This window comes from Chitinophaga sp. CCNWYY40 (genome assembly GCF_037483205.1).
GTDB classification, from domain to species: domain Bacteria; phylum Bacteroidota; class Bacteroidia; order Chitinophagales; family Chitinophagaceae; genus Chitinophaga; species Chitinophaga ginsengisegetis.
In genome coordinates, this window is the sequence record NZ_JBBHLF010000002.1 from 1 (window position 1) to 22,325 (window position 22,325).

Consider the following 22,325-nt stretch of genomic DNA (forward strand, 5'->3'; position numbering starts at 1 on the left):
GTAGGACTAAAAACTTATATTGTAAACTTCAAACAGGATTATCTAACAAAAGTGTAAACCTATACCAGGACTAGACCATCAGCGGACTCTGGCGACCTTAATATATAGATAGTGCATAGATAGTGCATGGATAGTGCATCAATAGTGCATGAGGAGTGCATGCGAACAGTATAGATAGTGCATGGATAGTCCATCAGGTACCCATGTCCGAAGCACCGGAGAAGCATCCGGGAAGTAACCTTTAAGTAAGCACTACTCTCCATGTCTCCTCCCCGGGACCAATCCGCCCGCCCTTGTAAAAAAAATTGTTTACATGTGTTAAATTCACTATATTGTAGTACCACCTCTTTTATGCCAACAGGAGGTGCGGTTCAACCATAACATATTTATTCAACCTAAACCTAAAAAAAGCCGTGAATCTGCTGCTCCTTGGCCTGTTTGCCCTCGCATTATGGCTGATGTTCTCCCTGTACAGGAGTCACAATCGCAAAAAGGCCGAATTGCTCTTACCCGTAAGGTCTGCGAGTATTGTGAAAATTCATAGTTACAAGTCGTTCGGTATTATTGCCACCATCCGCTTCAAAGAGGAACTGACTCCTCAGATAGGCGACCGGTTGCATGAAGAAGGCAACATCTACCAGATCACCGGGGTGGTAACGCCCGATCCGGTACCGGAACAACCCAAAGATACCTGGGACTGCCGTCTTGTAAAAATCTGAGCATGGAGTATCTCAAAGTATCCTGGCTTCATCATTTTGAAGACGAACCAATATACCTGTACAGTGAGATAGATTCGCAGCGTTTCGAAAACCGGAAAATTGAAATCTACCCGGATGGAAGCTTCGGCATTGCCTGCAGCAATTTTCATTTTGGCGGTACCGCCTTGTCCGACCAGGTAATGCCCGGTTTGGAAGAGATCAGTGAAGAACGACAGTTTATTCCGGAGTTAATTTCCCAGGCAGAATTCGAACTGATCTGGAATCAATATTTTTATTTTTTGTCCTGACATAGCTGGTCCGTGGTTTGCGTAAGATCTCTTAGAAAAAAGAATCTTATGAACGCTTTTATGATCAAAACTTCCGGAGGCCGCTTTTATGTAAAGCCCTCTTCAGCTGAACGCTTTCTGGTAGATGTAGACGGAGAAGAGGTAATGATGGAAAAAGATGAGGACGGATTTGTGCGTGCGCCAGGCGCTACAGACAACGGCCGTCGTTTAAACATGGGACTGCTGAACAACATTGCAGACCAGATTGCGGTTCAGACGGCGTAAAAAATCCACAGGTTGGGGTTATGGGTGTTCCTCAAAAGCCGTCAGGTATTTGTCGATATACTGCGACTTCGTTTTGGATTTATACTGCATCACAAAACGGGGGTGCTCTAACGGAACAACGGCCCCGAAAAATTTCTCCTTTTCATTTAATGCCTGCAGGAACGCGGCATTCTTTCCCGTCCCCATACAATAGCATACCTCACGACTGATATTCCACTGCAATTGTTCTTTTAAACTGCTCACAATAAACGGATAAGCAGCTTTTGTTAAAGCAGCGCTGTCGTAATAATTGTAGTTTATTTCTTTTCCGCCGGGTTGGAGAGAGGTAAATCCAAGCGGACAAATGGAGCTGATATAAAAATGTTGGTAAAACTTTTTCACCCCGCCATAGGCGTCTATCACGTCATACACAAAAACAGAAGAAGGCTCGTGCGTTTTAAGCCCGGTAATTTCAATGCCGCACTTTTCCCACATACGTTTGGTATCCGTAAAGGGTACGCCGGTAGACCCCGATCCCAGCCGGCCGGGATTGATGCCCAGGATCAGTTGCCGCGGCTGTTTGTCGTCATAAAATTTTTTGTAGAACTGGGTCATGATACCCATAATACCGGGGCCTTCCCGGAAAGGGTTCATCACACGTATACCTGCGGGCAACTTGCCCGGGAAATGCAGCTGGCTGTTGAAAGCAATGATCTGATCGGCGATGGTCATTCCGCAATTTAAGCCATTTGGTGATGCCTGGTAATTTTCTCCAGGATGTCCTCTTCGCGGTAAGGCTTCATGATGTAATCATTTAAACCTGAGCGGAGATACAGCTCAATATCATCTTCCATAACATTACCGGTAATGGCAATAATGGTTACTGCGGCTTTCTTCTTGTCAGGTAATTCCCGGATCATGTTGGTCAGCATCAGTCCATCAATACCGGGGAGGTCAATGTCGGTCAGTATAAAATCGAATGCTTCACGATGGTATACTTCCAGCGCTTCTTCTGCTGAAGAAACAATCAGGTAGGAAGCCTGCATTCTGTCCAGCATCAGGGCCAGTAGTTTCTGGTTGAGGATACTGTCCTCAACCACCAGTAACCGGATACCTGCCGGAATAGTAGCGTTTGTAGATGTATTATTCACCGGGACAATAATTTTTTTGGTAACAGGTGATGGGGTCATCAGCTTGTACCTGATTTCAAAATAAAAAGTAGAGCCTTTTCCTGCAAGACTTTCTACATGTATCTTTCCGTTGTGCAGCTCGATGATCTTCTTGGAAATATGCAATCCCAATCCGCTTCCTTTATGATAATGGTTATTTCCCTGAGAGAAAGCATCGAATACCAAAGGTAGTTCTTTATGTGAAATACCTACACCTGTATCTTTTACGCTTACCTGTAATAAGTTGTTGTCACGCATATGCGCTGTTACGGTAATGCCCCCTTTTTCCGTGAATTTAATGGCGTTGGCCACCAGGTTAATCAATACCTGCTTCAACCGGAAGGCATCGCCCAACACAATTAAGGTGCTGGGGAAGTAAATGTTTACATCCAGCGTCAGTGATTTCATGGATGCCTGTACGGCCAGGGTATTGCACACCTCTTCAATAGCGGTGCGGGGAGCAAACTTCTCTTCCCTTAACAGCGGCTCTGCAGATTCCATCCGCGTGTAGTCGAGCACGTTATTTACCACCTGTAACAGCATTTCTGCCGAATGACGTATAGCCGCCACCGTTTCCGGTGTTTGGTCGCGCTCCAGCAGGTGCGTGTAGCCGAGCACCGACTGCACCGGTGTGCGTATTTCATGACTGATGGTAGCTGCAAAGTCGCTTTTCTGTTGAGCAAACTTTTCCGCCTGTTGCTTGGCCCTCAGCAAAGCCAGGTCGTAGCGGTATAAACGGACGATACCATATATAATGATCCCCGCCAGTAACAGGATGAGGGGAATTTCCCAGTAATTGTGCTTATCCAGCCTGTAGAGGGAATGATCGATGTCCTGGCCCAGCTGTAACCGCTTCTTATCGGTTTCCGCTACAATATTCTGTTTCAGGTTGGCCATGAGGAGAAGCAGCCCGGAGAACAGCCGTTCGTTGGCAATAACGAGGGCATATTCTTTCTGCTTCAGGTTATTATGACTTTCGGTGGCGTCTTTTATAAACTTGTTATAGGCGGCCTGGATCTTTGACAGCTGATCTTTTGAAAAGGCTTTGCCCTCTTTAGGGGCGTCGTATTGAACGATTTTCACCTGCTGGCTGGTTTGCTGTACCTGCGATTTATTACTGATCGCATCCTTGATGCGGCCCAGTAATTTCTTGCGGCCTTTGGTGGTAGCTGTTTCTGTAGTAACAATGGTATCAGCTTTTATATTAGGCGCCGGTATTTTGATATTGCCCAGTTGTTGCAGGGGGAGGGGCTGGGTGGCCGTGTCCCATACCTGCGATAGTTGCAGTAATGAATCTACGTATTGCCGTGTCTGTAGGAACAGCTGCGACTTCCTTGCTTTGTCGGCCAGGAGCGCATGTAGCTGCTTCTCATTTTTGGCGGAGTTCATGGCGCTGTCCAGGTGCGCAGTAATGCTGCTCAACTGACCCACATAAGCATTCAGGTAATGCTTGTCGTAGGTAAGCGTATATACGCGGAAGTTATTATCGGCTGCATATAGCAGCTGTACGGCCTGGTCAATATGACCAACATCTGTTTTGGTGGCTATCAGGTCTTTAACAACTATGCTTAACTGTGCTGACTCTTTCTTTCTTAAAGAGATGATCATAAAAAAGGTCATCAGAACAATCACCATTATCGTTAACACAGCATAACGTACAAAGGTCTTTTTTTCTTGGGTTGTATACATTGTTACATATGATTGGGACGTTGGCTTGGTGGCTAAACCGCGACGAAAATAAATGATTTTATATTCCGTAACTAATAGATAATCAATGAAAAACAAAAAGAATGGGTATGTATTTTCTGCTGAGTTTCCTATATATGATTATATTTAATACATTATATATTTTTACCTATTAAAACTTTCATATACCGTCAGGCTTCAAGGTTTAAATATTGGTATATAAAATATAGGTTATATTTAAGGGAGAAGATAAAGTTCCCTTTTCCTTTTGTATTATTGTTCCTGTAATACCTGCTTTAATGAAAAACTGCTTTCTTACCGGCCTGTTACTCCTGGTGTTATCCTGTACATTTGGTCAACCTGCTTCGCCGGACCTGCATTACAAATTTTACAAGGGAACCAGCGTTTTGCAGGACAGGATCTTTTACCTGTTCACACTGCTGGAGCGTGTGCCCGGGCTGCCACAGCTGATGAATAAAGACAGCACGCTTATCGCATTGCGCAACACCTACGCACAGCGTGTAGCCCATCCCGTGAGTAGCGGCGATCTTACCGCTTCTTTGCAGTTTAGCAGTGGTACCATTAATGAAGTGAGTGGCGCCTTTCTTACATTATTGCAGCAGCACCCAAAGGAAATGGAACGCCTGTTAAGCGAAATGCGGGGCAGTGGCCTGTTCCAGCTATATGCCGGCAAAACCGACGCCGCATTCCTCTCTCTTGCCTGGAAAGACGCTGCCGATGGGGTGAACTATATCCTTAATGCCTATACGAACGGTAAAGGGCTGCGTTACCCCGTGATTGACTCTGCCACTTATTATGTGTTATCGCCCGCCTACAGGACAATGGTGCAACGTGTAATGGAACAGGCGGCGGAAAAGCAGCCGGACTTATTTTTCCAGCCGTCGTTGCAGGTGGCGCTGGGCCTACTGGAACTAAACCGCCGCGATGAAGCCGTGCGCTATGAACCCTTATCCGGTACCAATGAAGAAGCGTATAAACAAATAAAGAAAACAGACTGGAACAAATATCCATACACCGCCATGCTTATTTTGGGGGCAAGCCCCGTGGCAAAGGAAACAATCAGCGAAACCGGTAAAAGCCGTTGCCGCACCGGGGCAGAACTGTACCGCAAAGGAATGGCCCCCTTCATTATTGTATCCGGTGGGCATGTAAGACCCGTGGGGACCCAATATTCCGAAGCGGTGGAAATGAAGAAATACCTGGTAAATGAACTAAAGATCCCGGCTTCAGCGGTAATGGTAGATCCTTATGCCCGCCACACCACCACCAACGTGCGTAATGCCGTAAGGATCGTGTGGCAGAGCGGCATACCAGCCAATAAAAGGATGATGTGCGTGTCTGATGTCATGCACTTAGCCTATGTGAACAGCCCGATGTTTACCCAACGCTGTACAACAGAGCTGGGATACATGCCTGCGGCAGATATCAAGCAAGCCGATCTTTACTTTTTGTCGTTCCTGCCAGACCTCCGGTCGCTGCAGGTAAATGTTTTTGATCCATTAGACCCCTGAAATAAAATATTCCGTTCACTCATTCGTCTATCATAATAAACACATCCTCATTTTATGTCTGATTCTTCTATCCAGCCCTTATATACAATCCTCGGTGCAGGAGGTATTATTGCTAACGATCTGGCTGCCGAACTGGTGCGCCACGGCAAAAGGGTACGTCTCGTAAGCCGTTCGCCGAAATCCATTGAAGGCATTACCGACCTGGTACCGGCTGATATTACCGATGCCGCGCAAACAAAGAAAGCCGTAAAAGGCAGCGCCGTGGTATTTCTTACTGCCGGTCTCAAATATGATATCAAGGTATGGTCAGACGCATGGCCGAAGATCATGACCAATGTAATTAATGCATGCAAAGAGGCCGGTGCAAAACTCATCTTCTTCGACAACGTATATCCTTACGGGTTAGTAAGCGGCCCAATGAAAGAAGATACGCCGTATCATCCGGCCAGTAAGAAAGGAACGATCCGTGCGGCTATTGCCACCCAATTGATGAACGAGGTGAAGGCCGGTAACCTGACCGCCACCATTGCAAGGTCCGCCGACTTCTACGGACCCGGCGCCGATAAAACCGGTTTCCTTAACCTGCTGATCATCGATAAGTTCAGGAAGAACAGCAATGCCATGTGGCTCGGAAAAGACGATCAGACACATAGCTACACCTTTACGCCGGATGCCGCCAAAGGATTGTACCTGCTTTCCCAGGACGATACTTCCTGGAACCAGGTATGGCATCTGCCCACTGCCAACCCTGCGCCCGACGGCAACGGATATGTGAATATGATTGCTACCCAGATGGGCGTAAAACCTAAGTATATGAAGCTGGGCAGCTTTATGCTTACGCTCTCCGGGCTGTTTGATACCACGATCCGGGAAATGAAGGAAATGCTGTACCAAAGCAACTATCCCTATATTTTCGACTCTACAAAGTTTGAGCAGCATTTTAAAGTGAAACCTACTTCTTATGAAGAAGGCATCCGTTTAACACTCGCACATAAACAATAGTCTACTGATTTTGTAGGAAAATAAATTTGGAAGTTATTTTTTCTGCCTTATCTTTGCACCAGTTCTTTAAATAGCTTATCAAGAAAGGAGGAGGGACATGGCCCGACGATACCTTAGCAACCATCACTGTGCAAACAGTGAAAGGTGCTGCATCCATCCCGGTTTACGGACCAGGAAAGATAAGTCAGATCAATAGTTTTACTTTATATTATTCTTCCAATATTAGAAAACTCATCTGGCTCCCAGGTGAGTTTTTTTTATGCTCCCACCTTTTTGATATGCTCATTTAACGGACCTGTTTAATCAATTTTCATCAAACTAAAAATCAAACAAAGATGAGCACTATCACTGAACTGATCCATTCTATTCCCGTGGATCCGCAAACAGGCGCTATTGCCGTGCCTATTTATCAGACCTCTACTTTTGTGCAGGACGCGCCCGGCGTAAATAAAGGATACGACTATGCCCGGTCCAATAATCCAACCCGCGAAACCGCAGAAAAGATCATTGCAAAGCTGGAAGGCGGCGCTACTGCATCTGCCTTTGCCAGCGGCCTGGCAGCGATTGATGCGGTGATCAAACTCCTGAAATCGGGCGATGAAATTGTAGCGGTAGATGATATTTACGGAGGTGCGTTCCGGTTATTCAATAAAGTATATGAGAAGTTTGGTATCAAAGTAAGCTATGTGGATACTTCTGATACGCAGGCGGTGTTCAACGCCATCACGCCGGCCACACGCCTGATCTGGCTGGAAACGCCCACCAATCCAACGTTGAAGATTTCAGACATTGAAGCCATTGGCCGCATTGCAAAAGCACATAACTGTTTGTTTTGTGTAGATAATACATTTGCTTCCCCCGTGCTGCAAAAGCCGCTGCAGCTGGGCGCCGACCTGGTGATCCACAGCGCTACCAAATACCTGGGCGGCCACAGCGATCTGATTGCGGGGGTAGTAGTAGCTAAAACATTACAGCTGGGAGAGGAGATCAAATTTTATCAGAATGCCTGCGGCGCTATTCTTTCGCCATTCGATAGCTTCCTGCTGATACGTGGCATTGAAACATTGCATCTGCGTATTAAGCAGCATGGTATTAACGCGCAGGCGCTGGCAGAATATCTCGAGAAACATCCGGCAGTGGATAAAGTGTTTTACCCGGGGCTGCCATCGCATCCGGGGCATGAGTTGGCAAAGCGGCAGAGTAAAGGGTTTGGAGGGATTATATCTTTTACTTTGAAAGATGACAGGGCGGAAGCAGCCACTGCTTTTGTTACCTCCACGCACTATTTTAAACTGGCGGAAAGCCTGGGCGGTATCAAAAGTTTGTTGTGTCACCCCGCGGCCATGACCCATAAATCCATTCCCGCAGAAAAGAGAAGGGCAGCAGGCGTGAGCGATAGCCTGATACGTTTATCAGTAGGGTTGGAAGAAACAGCCGACTTGCTGGCCGACCTGGAGCAGGCATTTACGAAATTGCCGGCGCCCGCCCTCGCAGAAAACGTGTTGTGAGCATAGCGGCAACATTGTCTCCCGTTGCATTGAGGATCGTAGCCAGCGGATCTACCAGTGTACCGATAATCATCAGCGGCGGGAGCGCTTCTATGGGGAAGCCGTAGATGCTCATCACCAGCAGTTCGCCGATGTAACCGCCGTTAGGAATACCGCCTTCCACGATGCTGGCTATAACGGTAACGCCTAGTGCCATTAAGATTACTGCTACACCATCGAAGCCCCTTCCGAACATGGCAAACACCACTGCCATTTTTATAATGGAAGAAATGCTGGAGCCGTCTTTGTGAAGCGTGGCGCCCAATGGCACCACCACATTACCAATATCGCGCGGAACGCCCATCCGTTCTACTGCCTGGAGATTAGCCGGAATAGTAGCGATGCTGCTGCCGGTACCAACAGCAGTAAGGGTAGGGATAATATTATTCTTCCAGAAAATTTTTATGCCGGGTATACCACCGGCAACAAACGCATACGCGCTGAAGCCAACAATAAAATACACGATGCCAAAGCCATAATAAATACCGAGGGAGTGCGCGTAGGTGCCAAACAGTTGTGGTCCTAGGGTGCCCACCTGGTAAGCGAAGTAGGCGCCCAGCCCAACAGGGCCCAATTTCATAATGAGCGTCAGGATATCTTTCATCACCTCATTACCGGATTGCAGAAAGCCGCGGAAAGCAGCGCCTTTTTCACCGGTACGCATAGCGGCAAAACCAACCAGCCCGGAGAAGATGAGGAACGGCAGCATATTTTTACGTGACAGCAACTCGTAAAATTCATTCACGGTGAGGAGTCGTACCAACTGTTCCCCCCAGTTACCCGGCTGTTCCAGGTTCACATCTTTTGTAAGGGTTACCTGCTGGTGGATAGGAAATATCCAGACGGCCACAATCGTAAGAAAGGCAGAGATGAGAACGGTACTCAGAAATACCAGCGACATAACGCCGAGGATACGGCCCAGCTTATGCCCTGCTTCTATGTTGGCAATGGCAGAGGAGATAGCAAAGAATACCAGTGGTATAATGGCAGTAAACAACAGGTTTAAAAAAACATCACCCAATGGTTTAATAATGGCTACACGCTCACCAAATATAAGCCCGGCAATACTGCCTGCGATGATGCCTGCCAGTAACCAGAACATACTGCTGTACGTTTTGAGGAATCCCATACCTGAAGTTTATGATTTACAAGATAACTAAATGTATCTGTTCGGTGAACAATCTGTCATGATTATTGTTTATGGTGTTAGCAAACCAATATATTTATCATGAAAAGCTGGATGCTATGTTTGTTGCTTCCCCTGTTCGCTCTGCAGGAACGGACTTACACCATCGGAGAGGTGATGCGCAATGCCCGGCAACTGCACAACGACAGCATCGCCGTTAAGGTGACCGGCTACGTTACTAAAAAGCTCCGTGGTAATAACTATCTTTTTGAAGACCGGACCGCCGAAATCCAGGTGGACATAGATCCGAAATTCCTTCCGCAGCGGCCTTTCAGCGACCGCGAAGTGATCACCATTAAAGCTTTGGTGGAATATGAAATCAACAAGCCCATTACTTTAAAGGTAAACCAGCAGGTAAGCAACGATTAACGGCTACGACTATATGATTTTGAGCACAAACATGTAGATGCTCCTCATACTTGCCAGGATCACAATTACCGCTACCGCCACCATAATAGTTTTAGCAGAAATTTTATTGGATACTCTTGCCGCAATGGGAGAAGCGATGGCACTGCCTATCACGAGGCCGAGTACGGCATCCCAGTGTACATGGTACAACACGGTTACAAAAGTGAGGGAACTGAGCATGGCGATAAAAAAGCGGGTAGCCTTTACCGTGCCCAGCGAAAAGCGGGGATGTCTGCCGCCGGCAATCAGGGAAGATAATACGATAGAACCCCAGCCACCGCCGCCGATGGCGTCTATAAATCCGCCACCAAAGCCCAGCAGGCCTATCCTCTTTATTTTTTTAGCCACGTGCTTCTTACGCTGCGCATTAATGGCCCTCATCAGGATTACCGTGCCGAGGATCAGTGTGTAAAGCGATACCACCGGCTTGGTGTATTGTGCGTAATGTTCCAGCGACGACAACAGGTAAGCGCCGATCACCGCTCCGGCAATACCCGGTAATATCAGCAGTTTAAATAGTGTTTTATTGACATTTCCCATCCGCATATGCATCCAGCCGGCAATGCCGCAGCTGAGGATCTCGGAGATATGTACTGCCGTACTCGCTGATGCAGGCGGAATACCCATCGACAGGGAAAAGGTAGTAGAGGTAATGCCGTAAGACATACCAATGGCGCCGTCGATCATGGCGAAAATAAACCCGGCTATGAGGAAATAATAAAAAGTAGGAGGTACGTCTTCCACGTAGGTGCGGAAATCGGGCGATTGCCACCATGCCACACCAAGTATAACACCTAGTATGAGGATGCCTGCTATACCATAAATCCAGCGCTGTTTTCTAAAGTTAACGCTTTCCTGCGGCGTTGCAGCATTTGATTCATTTGTGCTCGTAGCTGCGGGTGCAGCGAGGGTAGTAAGTTCTTTCTCCATTTTTTATTAATGTGCCAGCCTTAATTCCCCACAAAATACATAAACTCTATGAAATAAGTAGACTGCTTGGAAAAAATTGCATGGAAGAAAGGTAAAACCGGTGATATATCTCCCTAAATTTTAATTTATAAATGGTAATTCCTCAAAATACCCGAACGTATAAAAATTGATTTACCTATATTTGGGGTTGCGAACCAATTTAACAACTACATGCTTTGGCAACTCTTCTGGACAATTATATTAGTATTATTAAACGGATTCTTTGTTGCGGCAGAATTTGCCATTGTTAAAGTACGTTCCTCTCAAATCAACAGCAAAGGCAGCGTAGCAGGCAAAAGAGCCACTGCAGCAGCCAAAAGCATCCTGAATAACCTGGATGGATACCTGGCGGCGACGCAGCTGGGAATTACGCTGGCTTCACTGGGCCTTGGCTGGGTAGGCGAATCGGTAATGACCGCCATCGTACTAAAGTTGATGGCAAGCCTGGGTGTTACCATTTCACTCGCCGCCACCCATGTAATCGCCGTAGCTATTGCTTTTACCATTATTACCATTCTGCATATCGTTTTCGGGGAACTGGCCCCTAAATCAATGGCCATCCGCAAACCGCTGCCCACCACGCTGGTGGTGGCCATCCCGCTGCGGGCGCTGTTCGTGATCTTCCGTCCTTTTATTTGGCTGCTCAACGGCTTCGCCAACAGTATCCTTCGTCTTATGGGCATTAAACCCGCCGGGGAGTCGGAAATCCATTCGGAAGAGGAATTGAAACTGATCATTTCTGAAAGCCAGGAAGGCGGCGCGATTGAGGAAACCGAACGGGAACTGATCCAGAATGTATTTATGTTTGACGACAGCCGCGTAAAAGAAATTCTCACCCACCGTAAAGATATTTCCTCCCTCGACATCAATCTGCCCCTGGACCAACTGATAGACCAGGTAATCAGAGATGGATATTCCCGGTATCCCGTGTCCAGCGGTTCGCTCGACGAACTGAAAGGCGTGGTATATACCAAAGATGTAGTAAAGGGAATGCACGAAAAAACACTCCATAATATAAAGGATATCATGAAGCCGGTATTTTATGTACCGGACAGCATGAAAATAAAAGACCTGCTGCGCACCTTCCAGGGACAACGCCTGCAAATGGCCGTGGTAACCAACGAATTCGGCGATACCGAAGGAATTGTTACAATGGAAGACATCCTGGAAGAGCTGGTAGGGGATATCCAGGATGAACATGATCATGAAGCGCCGATTGTAGAGCAGAAAGATGATAATTTTATTGTGGATGCGCATGAATACCTCGCAGATATCAATGAATTATTACCTTACCCGCTGCCGGAAAGCGAACATTATGAAACCCTTTCCGGTTTAATAAACTACATCCACGGAAACATTCCGCGGGAAGGAGAAGTGATCATCATTGAAAATTATGAAGTACTGATCCTGAAAATGTTCCGCAGCTCCGTGGAAAAAGCCAGGTTAAAACTGATCCGATAAAATATTTTTTATGGAGAAGAAAATCCTCCACGTTCTCGAAGGACGCGAAAAACATATTACCGACACGGAAGTAGTGCGGCAGTCGCTGCCCACTATGCAGTTCCGTTTTGCCAATCCTTTTATTGTGGTGCATCACATGCCGGCTAAGTATTTTGCGCCCGGATCGCCGGAAGACAGGCTGCATCCGCACCCTCACCGCGGGTTTGCGCCGGTTACCTTTATGCTGCAGGGTCAGGGCTACCACCGCGATAATGCAGGTAATGCCATGACCGTAACCGCCGGCGACGTGCAATGGATGTTTGCCGGGAAAGGGATCCTGCACAGTGAAGGCCCGTCGGAAGAATTTCTGAAGAAAGGGGGGAACTACGAGCTGTTGCAGCTCTGGTTTAATGTGCCCGCCGCGCATAAAGCAGAAGATCCCTGGTACCAGTATATTAAAGGAACGGAAATGCCCGCGGTAGCGGAAAAAGAAGGTGTACACCTTACCCTTGTGGGCGGCGAATATGAAGGTAAAACCGGGCCGTTAAAAAACTTCACACCTATCACTGCTATCTGGGGAAATGTGGAAGCCGGGAAAGAGGTAACGCTTACGGCTACACGTGGATACTGGACGCTGCTGTATGTAGTGGATGGAAAAATAGAAGTGAACGGAACAGCAGTAACAGGCTATCATCTTGTAGTATTTGATAAGGACGATGAGCAAGCGGACATTCACATCACCGCGCTTGAAAATACCCGGCTGTTATACCTTTGCGCGGAACCCATCAATGAACCGGTAGCAGCGAAAGATAATTTTGTAATGAATACTGCCGAAGAAACCGAGCAGGCTATACAGGATTATAAGAACGGTTTATTTGGTACGCTTGAACAATAAAAAAAGGAGGGGAATTCCCCTCCGCTAAAATCATCTGAATAAAGTATCTCTTTTCTGTGGCCAGGAAGTATCTCCTTTTTTATCTTTTTTCTTCTTGTGTTTCATCACTGTGTCCATTGGCTTAGGTGGAAAAGTGTCCTGTGCAAATACTTCAATCTGGTCAGTTTGTATAGGCTTTACCGGAGCCGCCTGCGCCTTGTCCGGGTTACCCCTGAAGAAAATAAAGAGGGTAAGAACGCCTATAAGTCCGATGGTAGCTGGTAGGTTTTTCATAAAAAAATAAATTTATGTTCAGGAAGATAACAAGCAGATATCATGCGCCCTTTCCTGCGGCAGAGCACTTTTGGAGATAAGCCACTGATCCTATTTTAGTTATCCCCTCTCTGCGTTATTCCTTCCCCGTTTTTACTGTGGATATTGTCCGTCAAAAAGTGGAGCGACAGACACGCTATCCCTTACCGGTTGCCCATACATAGCCGGAAGGAGTGAGGCACTGCTTTTGTGGCGCCTAAGGTATTGTTCACTAAAAATTTGTCTTATGAAAGGCACCAGAAATGAAAATACCCGGCAAAGTAAACAGCAATCTTTTTCCAATCTGCCGCGGCCTGAAATCAGGGATAATCTTGACAGCAGGAAGAATGAAGAACAAGACGATAAAGGCGATGATACCACACATAACAGTAAGGATACCAAAGCCAATAAGCGTAAAAAACATTGATGGCAGGAAGTTCCGGCCGTATCTCAGCGACCGGGTCTGATTTTAAAACCAGCGGACTATGGATCGTATATTTTTCAGACTATCACTGTTGCCGGTGATGATTTTTGCAGCCTGCAACAGCCCCATGCAAAATAAAGAAGAACGGGCAGCAAAAGACTCTGCCAATGCGCCGGTGCAGGCGCCTGCAACAGAAGATGTGAAAAGCGTGACACTGGATACCACCTACGGAGATTACCGTATTTCCGCTATTGCCCGTGGCAACAGCAGCATGCGGGATCTGATCCTGGCGGTGGGCAGCAAAAAAGATTCCACACAGGTAGACAGCACCATTGAAAAAGACGTGAAGGGAGCGCTGAAAAATATGATGATCGCGGACCTGGACGGAAACGGTAAATCGGAGCTTTATTTACAGATGCTTTCTGAAGGTACCGGTCAATTCGGTAAGATCTATGCTTTTGACATAGGGCCCAAAATCACAAGGATTAATACCTACTCGCTGGATACCATGCAGCAAAAGGCTTACAGGGGGCAGGATACATTTTTTATAAAAGGGAAAACGCTGGTACGCACTTTCCCGGCTTTCAGGGAAAACGATCCTGATGCGTTAACTGCAAACACCAGAGGGATCATCGTTTATCATCTACAGAAGGCGGGCGATACCCTGAAGCTGCTGCCGGCGAAATAAACAGCTATTGCAGCCAAACAGTTGCTGCAATAGCTGTTATAATTATTTGTTGTACTGAATACCTTCTTTATCCCAACGGGTATAGAAGTATTGCAGTGCATTGGAAAACTGTGTGAAGTTTTTGTTGGCAGGAACAGTCCAGCCATCTTCCGCATAGGCCGCCAGGCGCGGAAACACCTGGTGGTTCATTGTTTTTACATCTGGAATCCATTCGCCCCACATCTGGCAGCCACTGCCCAGTATTTTTGCGTGATACTTTGGATCCAGTCCTTCAGGGATGGGGTCAAAGCTGTAAGCTTTTTCCAGCGGTATTTCCTTGTAGTCGTAATCCAGGTAAGTCATGGCGTGATAGGAATTGATTACGTCATATCCTTTGGACACCGCATCGGTGATGAGTTTCAGCTCTCCTTTCCAGAACTGTACGATGGTACCGGCCGCGAGTTTTTCGGTGGCGGAAACATCTTTGCTATCGGTGAACTCATGCAGTTTGCTGCCCATGATCTCGTTCCAACCGGCCATGCGGCGGTTTTTGCGGGCGAGGTAGTTGGAGATGTTGTTGGTGAAAGCAATCTGTAAGTCGGCGGGTGAGCCCAGTTTATGTGCTTTCATATAGGCGTTTACCCCGGCGTCTGCTTTCCACTGGTCGTATTTTACTTCATCGCCGCCAATATGGATTACTTTGGACGGGAACAAGGCAATCACTTCCTGCAACACATCTTCCAGGAAAGCGATCACTTTAGGATCGGATACGTTGAAAACATCGTAATGCACACCGAATTTGCCAGGTACTTTGATAGGCGTGTGCGTGGTGCCCAGCCAGGGATACGCGGCAATAGCGGCGCTGGAGTGACCCGGCATTTCTATTTCAGGGATAATAGTGATATGCCTGTCGGCTGCGTATTTAATAATGTCTTTAATCTGTTCCTGTGTATAAAACCCTTCATGAGGTTTGCCATCATATACTTTGCTGTTCCAGGTACCTATTTGGGTGGAATCGCGTTTGCTGCCCACGCTGGTGAGCAGGGGATACTTTTTTATTTCAATGCGCCAGCCCTGGTCGTCGGTCAGATGCCAGTGGAATACGTTCATTTTCAGCAGTGCCATTTCATCGAGCAGGCGCTTTACGGTTTCGCCGCCTTTGAAGTAACGGCCTTCATCCAGCATGAATGCCCTCCAGCCGAAACGGGGCTTGTCTTTGATGGATACGGCATTGATCGTGTAGGCGTTGCCGTTGGCTGTAATGAGCTGGCGTAAAGATTGGATACCATAAAACACACCGGTGGCCGTGGCTGCGGTGATGGTAATGTTATCCGGCGTTACCTGTAGTTGATAACCTTCTTTCCCTAATTCCTTTTCCAGTTTTTCATTCAGGGAGAAGCGGATGTAATTGTTTTTAGCGGTAGGTTTCAGGGCGAGAGAAAGACCATATGTTTCCTGTAATGCCTGTTGCAGCTGGTTGGCCTCGCCGGCGCACTTGCCTGGAATGATGGCAGTGGCGCCGGATAAAGAGAATGTGCCGGATAATGTTTTTACTTCCGACGGCTGCGGAATAATGTTGATCGCCGGCAAGGGCCCTGCCAACAGCAGTAGCAGGCAGGCAAATGCCAGTGTGGAGCGTAGTTTTAGCATACGTAGATTTTTATTGTTCACTTGGTTAAGGTGAAAAAATACAATAAAATCCCGTGATTTAAAAGAACCTCCTATTAACCTTCCTGTTCCATATAACCACTTGGCAAACCGTTTTCCATGGAAGCGTCGCCATAATCGTATTCCACGGCTGCATAACCCTGCGATAAAGTTACCGGTCTTTCCAGTTGAGGAAACACCGGTTCAACAGGCAGTTCATTGAATTTATTTTTCCATTGCTGCAGGGTGGCTGCATCCAGGTGAACGGGATGCAATATCCTTATGTGTGCATTTTCAGGAATGGTAAGAACGTCGCCTGTAACTGTTTTCGGCGTTATGTTTTCATCACAGTAAAAGGCAGTGATCAGTTGATCGGCTTCATCAAATAATGCCCATACCAGTCGCGTTGCAAAAGCAGACATCACGGGGTTTTGCTGAAATACCGCCTGCCATTTTGCAGCGCTCCATTTTCTTTGTTCTTCCAGGAACAGTTCCAATCGCTGTGTTTGTACCCTGATGGTGTCGGCCATTTCTTTTGGCAGCGCTTTGAATGCATTCCTGATGTCCCTGGGGGTGGCTACCGGGATCGCTTTCAAGCGACGGCCTTTATCGTTGAGATAAGCCGGTTTAAAGTTGCTGTCAAGGAAGGCGCGGTATGTTTCGTTCTTTACTTCAAAGGACCTGTACAATCCGTCGAAGCCAAAATCCGGCACCAATGAATCGATCAGTTCATGCAGTGTCATGCCTCTTTCCGTAGCGGTAAGCTCCAGCGCCCTGAGGGCTGCGGCGCCTACTACTGCTTTGCGGAAGCGGTACCTGCGTGAGAAGAATTCCACTTCACGGAGGGCTTTATTGCTGCCATGCAGGGCCAGTGCGCCCACGCCGTGTTCTGCCATTTTGAGGCGTTTGGTGGTAATCCAGAGCTGTATGTCTTCCCGGAGCGTATCTGCCAGCAGGTCGTCTCCCAGCAGGGCCGTGAGGGTCATGAGATACTTTAGTTTCAGATCGCCGCCCTGGTCGGCATAGGCTTTATAGAGTGCGCGGGCAAAATCGCCGCTGCGGGACCTGTCGATCAAACGCAGCAGGGGTTTGGCTTCCACGTCGGCGTGTACTTCCGTTACCCTCGACATGCGGTAAATAAGGAAGCGCATCATGTCGGTGGTCATTACGGTGCCATCCAGCAAATAGAGTGGTGGCAGGGCTTTGTCGTCCAGCCATTTCTCTGCCGGTTTGGAGAGCTTGTGTCTTTTCTTTGCAAACATCACCAACTTGGTAACGAGCACCAGGTCGTCGGTATCCGTGAGGGTATGACCTCCCAGTGTTTCCAGCATCAGGTCGCGGGCATCGTCGTTTACTTCTTTGTGAAGCGCCAGTTGCAGCAGTTCGCGTGCATGCGGGTTGTCGAGTTTAGAGAGGATCTGTACGGCAGTTAAGCGTTGATCCGCTTTCTTATGCCCCAGTAATTCCGCTGCTCTTTCCAGCGCCTGCGGGTGTTCCGCCAGTATAACGGCCACGAGTGTACGAACGGACTTCAGTTTATGCAGTGTGTATGGCCAGAGCTGATCTATATACAGTGCTTTGTTCAGTTGGGAGAGTACCGGCAGTACTATTCTGGCGTCGTAATCATTTTCCAGTGCGTGCAGCAGCATGGGGGCAGCCTGTTCCTGTAATTCGTCTGCCAGCACCTGGAAGGCTTCCGGGTGGAGGGAACGTTTTTGGGAGAGCAGGTTACCGAGATAAGGAACGGCCGCGGGGCGGTCGAGGTGCAGTAGGCCGCGCACAGCCAGCACGCCGGGAGGCATGTTGTTGGGCGGTACATTCCCTGTTACTTTTGAGTATCCCGATTCCGGTGTGTACGGGCCTGCCACCGGCATGTCGAGGAAATCGTAGGCTGCTTTCAGCAGCCGTTGGTTATATTTTTCCGGGAGATGACCGGCGAGCAGATAATAACCACTGAGCGCAGCTGCATAGTCGGGTACTGCGGCCAGCTGCGTGGTTGTTTTTTCGATCAGCGGTTCATACTTGCCCGGGTTGTTTTGCAATAATACGCGTGACACGGCCTGTTGATCCGGGAGGTACTCCGGCAGCAGGAGGATGCTTTCCAGGTATTCCATTTCCCGGTCCGGGTGCCCTTTGGTGAGGAGCCGGAAGAAGAGGGAGTTCCATCCTTTCTTACGCCAGGTGTTTACGTAGGCGTTGATCACGTGTGGTTCCGCACTTTTGATCAGGTCCTGCAGGAATTTGCGCAGGGGCGTGAATTTCAGCGGCGCCAGGTCGAAGTTGTTGCCGTCCCTGGAATAGCTGATCATGAGGGAGCCGATTTCTTCCGGTGTGCAACCCCGTTGCTGGAGGTAGCTGGTAAAGTAGCTGAACCGCAATACGATGGAGGAGGAAGTTCCGGGCATATCCAACATGGGAATGATGGTAGTCAGGAAAGTTTCTTTGCATTCGTTCCAGGTAAGCGGAGGTGAAATCAGCTTCAGGATGAGCCGGTCGTTGTCGTCCCAGTGATCGGGAATCTGCAGCAGGGAAATAAAATGTCCCATTTGCCGGGCGGCTTCAGCGGTGGGAAATACCGGTGGTGTTTCATAGGTATGCCCTGTAAGGAAATCTACCCCGGACTGTATAGTGCCTGCGATGTTTTCATAGTCATTCAGTTGTTTCAGTTTTTCAACAAGAGGTAGTATAGTTTCCTTTTTGTATGGCATAAGGGTATAGATAGATTCAGTTTATTTTTTCAGCACAATATCTTCTTTTGCGGCCCATTGAGCAACATCCTGTTTGCTCAATGCGCAGGCCATCATCTCCGGAAATTTGTCCGGGGAGCATGCAAATACGGGTATTCCGAGGTTAGCCAGGAATTGGGCATTCTCGTGGTCGTAACTGGGGGCACCTTCATCATTCAGCGCCAGCAGTACGATTACCTGTACACCTGCTGCTGCAAGTTCAGTAAAGCGTTTCCGCATATTTTTTTCATCTCCTCCTTCAAAGAGATCGGTGATCAATACAAGCACGGTGTCTGCTGGTTTGGTGATGATCTGCGCGCAGTATTTCAATGCGGCATGGATATCTGTACCACCGCCCAGTTGTACGCCAAACAGCAGTTCTACCGGGTCCTGCAATTCTTCTGTAAGGTCTGCCACGGCGGTATCAAACACCACCATTTGTGTTTTTAGTGCCGGGATAGAAGCCATTACCGCCCCAAATATACCAGAATAAACGACAGACGTACCCATTGAACCACTTTGATCGAGGCATAATACCACTTCTTTCAGCGCCGACCGTTTACGGCCGTATCCGATCAGTGTTTCCGGGATGATGGTTTTATAGTCCGGTTGATAGTGTTGCAGATTTTTCTGGATAGTGAGGGGCCAGTTCACCTCGTTGTGCCGTGGGCGCCGGTTGCGGGCGCTGCGGTTTAAGCTGCCGGTAATGGCCTGTTGGGTTGGTTGTGCCAGTTTCCGCATCAGTTCATCCACTACTTTTCTTACTACCTGCCGGGCGGTGTCTTTGGTTTTTTCCGGGATTACCTTGCTCAATGTCATCAGGGTGGCCACCATGTGTACATCGGGTTCTATGTTTTCCAGCATCTCTTTTTCAAAGAGCATCTGGGTGAGGTTCAGGCGTTTGAGGGCGTCCTGTTGCATTACCTGCACCACAGAGGCGGGAAAGTAGCTCCTGATATCGCCCAGCCAGCGGCTTACATTGGGAGAGGATGGTCCTAATCCTCCCTGCCTGGTGCTGTCGTACAGGGCTTCCAGCGTTTTGTCCAACTGCAGGTCCGTTTTATTTAACGAAAAGGAGGTGCCATCATTCTGGGATCCTCCCAGCATGAGCCGCCACCTGCGAACCTGTTCTTCATGCTCCATCCGGTAATAGTTTAGCGTCTTTAAATCCCAGCAATTGCATCACTACCGGGATGCCACGGGCGCCCCGCTCATGGTCCATATCCCCTGTGGTAGTTGCTTTTATGCTGGTTCCATTTCCGCCGTGTTTCACTTTGTCGCCCAGTTTTTTTCTTTCCGGGGCAGTAAAGTTAGAAAAGGTGCGGCGTAATAACGGCAATACCTGTATGAAAATATCATTTTCCAGTTGAGAAACCCAATTGTGCACCATGCTCCACAGCTCTTCATCCAGTAACAGGAGAGTGCCGCTGCCCCTGAGAAAGCCTTCCAGCCAGGCTGCTGCCAGTGCAGGCGGATTGGCTACGGACATGGATACACTGAAAGCTTTTACCAGTGTTTCCCCCGTCATTATTTTGGCGTCGAAAAGGAGGCGGGAGGCGTAGCCGGCTATCATGGGTGCCGACTGCGGGTTGCCGGAAATGACCAGCAGTGTGTCCTGCCAGGAGGCGGTGAGGTCATTATCCTGTACCAGGTTAATGGCGTCGTTCATGGCAAAGAAAAGGTCCAGCAACGGGAGTGTGGCATCATCGGCTACCGCCGTGCAGGCAGCGGGTAAGCTGATGCAGATGCGGCCAATCATGCTTTCGGTGATGTTGTTAACCAGCGCTGCATCTGTTTTGCGTACGTTGCCATACCGGCTGATATTTACCAGGGAGGGAATTACTTCCATCAGCTGGAGCACATCGCCGGAAGCGGCGGCGAGGTTGTTGATCCGGTGGATCAGCACTTCCACTATCGCGGGGAGTTCCGCGGGGATGGCTGATTCCAGCATTTTACACACCTGTTGCAGTGTGCCGGTATTATTAGCAGTGTTGATTACAAAGCTGGTGGCGGCTTCTGCTACCGTATTTCCCCAGCTGCCTTTTTCAATGATGTCAATAGAAAAGGCGGGGTCCCATTGCAGGCGCCATTGTTCTTTAAAAGTGCCTTTACCGGATACTTCAAACCGTTTTCCCCAGTGTATTTCCAGCAGTTGCAGGCGGTGCAGGAAGATACTTCTTTCCAGGTCCGTGTCTTTCCGGAGGTCGAGGGTATAGTCTTTAAAGTCCGCCGTTTGGGGCAGTCTCAGTTTTTTCTGCCACCGGGTGATATCGGTTTGCAGCGGGGGCGTGGGTACTTCCGTGGGCACCTTCCCGATGCGGTTGCGTACAATCAGTTCATCGCGGATCAGCTGCATGAGGATACTTTCCCCGTTGCAGAGTACACTGAGGGTGGCCTCGTTGAGTTCTTCCAGTCCGGGCCGCGGATAATGGCGGAGGGCCGCCAGCGCATTGGCCAGGCGTACGGCTTCCATTACGTGCGCCACAGAGGTATCCTGTTGCTGCTCCCTGAAGAGCTTTGCCACGAGGGCCATCCAACGGGTGCCATCATCGGCGGGATGTTCCCAGATATGTTCGTACCATCCCGGTGAGGGGATGCCTGCGCCGTAGCCGCTTTCATAACTGAGGCGGCTATACGTCCACGGGATCCAGGTGCATTCCACTTTTGTTTTGGGCAGCCCTTTCAGCAGGTCGTTATCGTCTTTTTGCTTGGGCATGGTTTGCAGCGCCGGTGCGTGCCAGGCGCCGCATATCACCGCTATGCGCTGGAACATTTCCTTTTCCGCCTGGCGGATGCATTTCCGCATCCAGGCTTCGCGGAGGGCTTCTTTCCGGTCGTACCGCCGGGGGAGTTCTTCCCGGAGTGCGTGCATGGCGTCATGTACGGCTTCAAATACCTGTTCCTGCCCGAGGCGGTATTCAAACATATGTTCCCACCACCGCTCGCCGTCGTCGTAGCCGGCGGCATGGGCCAGGTGGGCGACCGGGTCCTGCGGTGATGGCGGGAGAAATTCCATGTCCAGTTCCGCCGCCGTGAATTCTTCTGTGGAGTTGTTTAGTTCCGCAGGTGGAGTCTCTCCGTCCGGGGTTGTGCTTTGGGTTTCATCTTCTTTTTGGGTTTCGTCCTTTTGCGCTCCGGCCGCTCTTTTTGCGGCGGCTTCATTTTCCATTCCGAATACATGGGCCAGCGGGAGGTCCATAAAGCGGGCATGGATGCGATGGGTTTTGGCATGCAGCATTGCCTGCCATTCCGGTGAGAATGCAGCAAAGGGATAGAAGCAGGCTTTCTGCGGACTATCCGGCTGGTAAGCAAGGATCGCTACCGGCGGCTGGAGGTCGTCATGACCGGCCCATTGCAACAGGCTATCTGCTTCCGGCGGTCCTTCGATCAGCACAATATCCGGTTGCAGCTCTTCCAGAAAAGCTTTTACATTCCTGGCGGAGCCAGGGCCGTGGTGCCGGATACCTAATATATGTACAGACATACG

20 protein-coding genes and 1 riboswitch are annotated in these 22,325 nt (G+C 48.8%); of the genes, 11 read left to right on the forward strand and 9 right to left on the reverse strand.

All coding sequences use genetic code 11. The features are described 5' to 3' along the window. The first annotated feature begins 413 nt into the window (after positions 1-413). Genes V7S65_RS05905 through V7S65_RS05915 form a run of 3 tightly spaced genes read left to right on the forward strand, consistent with a single transcriptional unit; the run spans position 414 to position 1,270 of the window. A complete protein-coding gene (locus V7S65_RS05905; protein ID WP_079467750.1) occupies positions 414-719 on the forward strand; it encodes a hypothetical protein in 306 nt (101 codons plus the stop codon). Positions 720-721: 2 nt separating this feature from the next. Beyond that, entirely contained in the window at positions 722-1,006 is a 285-nt protein-coding gene (locus tag V7S65_RS05910; RefSeq protein ID WP_079467749.1) for a DUF6881 domain-containing protein, read from the forward strand. A 48-nt stretch (positions 1,007-1,054) separates the two neighbouring features. Continuing rightward, positions 1,055-1,270, forward strand: a complete 216-nt coding sequence (locus tag V7S65_RS05915; protein ID WP_079467748.1) for a hypothetical protein — start codon at positions 1,055-1,057, stop codon at positions 1,268-1,270. Positions 1,271-1,288: 18 nt separating this feature from the next. Here the strand turns inward: V7S65_RS05915 and V7S65_RS05920 are convergent, their stop codons facing one another. Beyond that, positions 1,289-1,981 carry a uracil-DNA glycosylase family protein gene (locus V7S65_RS05920; RefSeq protein WP_336388875.1) on the reverse strand — a complete coding sequence of 231 codons (693 nt, stop codon included), beginning with the start codon at positions 1,979-1,981 and terminating at the stop codon, positions 1,289-1,291. An 8-nt stretch (positions 1,982-1,989) separates the two neighbouring features. Further along, complete coding sequence (locus tag V7S65_RS05925) at positions 1,990-4,107, reverse strand: ATP-binding protein (protein ID WP_079467746.1); 2,118 nt, start codon at positions 4,105-4,107, stop codon at positions 1,990-1,992. Between the two features lie 296 nt (positions 4,108-4,403). Between V7S65_RS05925 and V7S65_RS05930 the strand changes: the two genes are divergently transcribed. From V7S65_RS05930 to V7S65_RS05940, 3 genes are all read left to right on the forward strand, one after another. Further along, entirely contained in the window at positions 4,404-5,636 is a 1,233-nt protein-coding gene (locus V7S65_RS05930; RefSeq protein WP_336388874.1) for a YdcF family protein, read from the forward strand. A gap of 54 nt (positions 5,637-5,690) precedes the next feature. Next, entirely contained in the window at positions 5,691-6,638 is a 948-nt protein-coding gene (locus V7S65_RS05935) for an NAD-dependent epimerase/dehydratase family protein (RefSeq protein WP_079467744.1), read from the forward strand. Positions 6,639-6,710: 72 nt separating this feature from the next. Further along, positions 6,711-6,824, forward strand: a riboswitch (SAM riboswitch). 149 nt (positions 6,825-6,973) lie between these two features. Then, positions 6,974-8,146 (forward strand): trans-sulfuration enzyme family protein, encoded by a 1,173-nt coding sequence (locus tag V7S65_RS05940; protein WP_336388873.1) that lies wholly within the window; start codon positions 6,974-6,976, stop codon positions 8,144-8,146. Here V7S65_RS05940 and V7S65_RS05945 read toward each other — a convergent pair. Then, positions 8,103-9,314, reverse strand: a complete 1,212-nt coding sequence (locus V7S65_RS05945; protein ID WP_336388872.1) for a dicarboxylate/amino acid:cation symporter — start codon at positions 9,312-9,314, stop codon at positions 8,103-8,105. The genes V7S65_RS05940 and V7S65_RS05945 overlap by 44 nt on opposite strands. A gap of 99 nt (positions 9,315-9,413) precedes the next feature. Here V7S65_RS05945 and V7S65_RS05950 point away from each other — a divergent pair, with 99 nt between their 5' ends. Further along, positions 9,414-9,740 (forward strand): NirD/YgiW/YdeI family stress tolerance protein, encoded by a 327-nt coding sequence (locus V7S65_RS05950; protein ID WP_079467741.1) that lies wholly within the window; start codon positions 9,414-9,416, stop codon positions 9,738-9,740. A 9-nt stretch (positions 9,741-9,749) separates the two neighbouring features. Here the strand turns inward: V7S65_RS05950 and V7S65_RS05955 are convergent, their stop codons facing one another. Continuing rightward, the gene (locus V7S65_RS05955; protein WP_336388871.1) at positions 9,750-10,709 is read right to left on the reverse strand and encodes a sulfite exporter TauE/SafE family protein; all 960 of its coding nucleotides are present in this window, start codon (positions 10,707-10,709) and stop codon (positions 9,750-9,752) included. A 210-nt stretch (positions 10,710-10,919) separates the two neighbouring features. On the opposite strand from V7S65_RS05955, the gene V7S65_RS05960 reads away from it, so the two are divergent. After that, positions 10,920-12,209 (forward strand): hemolysin family protein, encoded by a 1,290-nt coding sequence (locus V7S65_RS05960; protein WP_079467739.1) that lies wholly within the window; start codon positions 10,920-10,922, stop codon positions 12,207-12,209. 10 nt (positions 12,210-12,219) lie between these two features. Continuing rightward, a complete protein-coding gene (locus tag V7S65_RS05965) occupies positions 12,220-13,083 on the forward strand; it encodes a pirin family protein (RefSeq protein ID WP_336388870.1) in 864 nt (287 codons plus the stop codon). Positions 13,084-13,113: 30 nt separating this feature from the next. Here the strand turns inward: V7S65_RS05965 and V7S65_RS05970 are convergent, their stop codons facing one another. After that, positions 13,114-13,356 carry a hypothetical protein gene (locus V7S65_RS05970; protein ID WP_111580630.1) on the reverse strand — a complete coding sequence of 81 codons (243 nt, stop codon included), beginning with the start codon at positions 13,354-13,356 and terminating at the stop codon, positions 13,114-13,116. A 265-nt stretch (positions 13,357-13,621) separates the two neighbouring features. Here V7S65_RS05970 and V7S65_RS05975 point away from each other — a divergent pair, with 265 nt between their 5' ends. After that, complete coding sequence (locus V7S65_RS05975) at positions 13,622-13,801, forward strand: hypothetical protein (protein WP_336388869.1); 180 nt, start codon at positions 13,622-13,624, stop codon at positions 13,799-13,801. Between the two features lie 58 nt (positions 13,802-13,859). Then, positions 13,860-14,486, forward strand: a complete 627-nt coding sequence (locus V7S65_RS05980) for a hypothetical protein (protein ID WP_336388868.1) — start codon at positions 13,860-13,862, stop codon at positions 14,484-14,486. Between the two features lie 42 nt (positions 14,487-14,528). Here the strand turns inward: V7S65_RS05980 and V7S65_RS05985 are convergent, their stop codons facing one another. From V7S65_RS05985 to V7S65_RS06000, 4 genes are all read right to left on the reverse strand, one after another. Beyond that, the gene (locus V7S65_RS05985) at positions 14,529-16,115 is read right to left on the reverse strand and encodes a beta-N-acetylhexosaminidase (RefSeq protein ID WP_336388867.1); all 1,587 of its coding nucleotides are present in this window, start codon (positions 16,113-16,115) and stop codon (positions 14,529-14,531) included. A 74-nt stretch (positions 16,116-16,189) separates the two neighbouring features. Continuing rightward, positions 16,190-18,820, reverse strand: a complete 2,631-nt coding sequence (locus V7S65_RS05990; protein WP_336388866.1) for a DUF4132 domain-containing protein — start codon at positions 18,818-18,820, stop codon at positions 16,190-16,192. A gap of 21 nt (positions 18,821-18,841) precedes the next feature. Continuing rightward, the gene (locus tag V7S65_RS05995) at positions 18,842-19,981 is read right to left on the reverse strand and encodes a VWA domain-containing protein (RefSeq protein ID WP_079467732.1); all 1,140 of its coding nucleotides are present in this window, start codon (positions 19,979-19,981) and stop codon (positions 18,842-18,844) included. Next, positions 19,971-22,322 carry a DUF5682 family protein gene (locus V7S65_RS06000; RefSeq protein ID WP_336388865.1) on the reverse strand — a complete coding sequence of 784 codons (2,352 nt, stop codon included), beginning with the start codon at positions 22,320-22,322 and terminating at the stop codon, positions 19,971-19,973. Before V7S65_RS06000 ends, V7S65_RS05995 begins: the two co-directional genes overlap by 11 nt. Positions 22,323-22,325 lie beyond the last annotated feature (3 nt).

Excerpts from the sequence above, each read along its gene's own strand:
- V7S65_RS05910 (WP_079467749.1), top strand. The coding sequence starts at position 722 with ATGGAGTATCTCAAAGTATCCTGGCTTCATCATTTTGAAGACGAACCA.
- V7S65_RS05915 (WP_079467748.1), top strand. The coding sequence starts at position 1,055 with ATGAACGCTTTTATGATCAAAACTTCCGGAGGCCGCTTTTATGTAAAG.
- V7S65_RS05920 (WP_336388875.1), bottom strand. The coding sequence starts at position 1,981 with ATGACCATCGCCGATCAGATCATTGCTTTCAACAGCCAGCTGCATTTC.
- V7S65_RS05925 (WP_079467746.1), bottom strand. The coding sequence starts at position 4,107 with ATGTATACAACCCAAGAAAAAAAGACCTTTGTACGTTATGCTGTGTTA.
- V7S65_RS05930 (WP_336388874.1), top strand. The coding sequence starts at position 4,404 with ATGAAAAACTGCTTTCTTACCGGCCTGTTACTCCTGGTGTTATCCTGT.
- V7S65_RS05935 (WP_079467744.1), top strand. The coding sequence starts at position 5,691 with ATGTCTGATTCTTCTATCCAGCCCTTATATACAATCCTCGGTGCAGGA.
- V7S65_RS05940 (WP_336388873.1), top strand. The coding sequence starts at position 6,974 with ATGAGCACTATCACTGAACTGATCCATTCTATTCCCGTGGATCCGCAA.
- V7S65_RS05945 (WP_336388872.1), bottom strand. The coding sequence starts at position 9,314 with ATGGGATTCCTCAAAACGTACAGCAGTATGTTCTGGTTACTGGCAGGC.
- V7S65_RS05950 (WP_079467741.1), top strand. The coding sequence starts at position 9,414 with ATGAAAAGCTGGATGCTATGTTTGTTGCTTCCCCTGTTCGCTCTGCAG.
- V7S65_RS05955 (WP_336388871.1), bottom strand. The coding sequence starts at position 10,709 with ATGGAGAAAGAACTTACTACCCTCGCTGCACCCGCAGCTACGAGCACA.
- V7S65_RS05960 (WP_079467739.1), top strand. The coding sequence starts at position 10,920 with ATGCTTTGGCAACTCTTCTGGACAATTATATTAGTATTATTAAACGGA.
- V7S65_RS05965 (WP_336388870.1), top strand. The coding sequence starts at position 12,220 with ATGGAGAAGAAAATCCTCCACGTTCTCGAAGGACGCGAAAAACATATT.
- V7S65_RS05970 (WP_111580630.1), bottom strand. The coding sequence starts at position 13,356 with ATGAAAAACCTACCAGCTACCATCGGACTTATAGGCGTTCTTACCCTC.
- V7S65_RS05975 (WP_336388869.1), top strand. The coding sequence starts at position 13,622 with ATGAAAGGCACCAGAAATGAAAATACCCGGCAAAGTAAACAGCAATCT.
- V7S65_RS05980 (WP_336388868.1), top strand. The coding sequence starts at position 13,860 with ATGGATCGTATATTTTTCAGACTATCACTGTTGCCGGTGATGATTTTT.
- V7S65_RS05985 (WP_336388867.1), bottom strand. The coding sequence starts at position 16,115 with ATGCTAAAACTACGCTCCACACTGGCATTTGCCTGCCTGCTACTGCTG.
- V7S65_RS05990 (WP_336388866.1), bottom strand. The coding sequence starts at position 18,820 with ATGCCATACAAAAAGGAAACTATACTACCTCTTGTTGAAAAACTGAAA.
- V7S65_RS05995 (WP_079467732.1), bottom strand. The coding sequence starts at position 19,981 with ATGGAGCATGAAGAACAGGTTCGCAGGTGGCGGCTCATGCTGGGAGGA.
- V7S65_RS06000 (WP_336388865.1), bottom strand. The coding sequence starts at position 22,322 with ATGTCTGTACATATATTAGGTATCCGGCACCACGGCCCTGGCTCCGCC.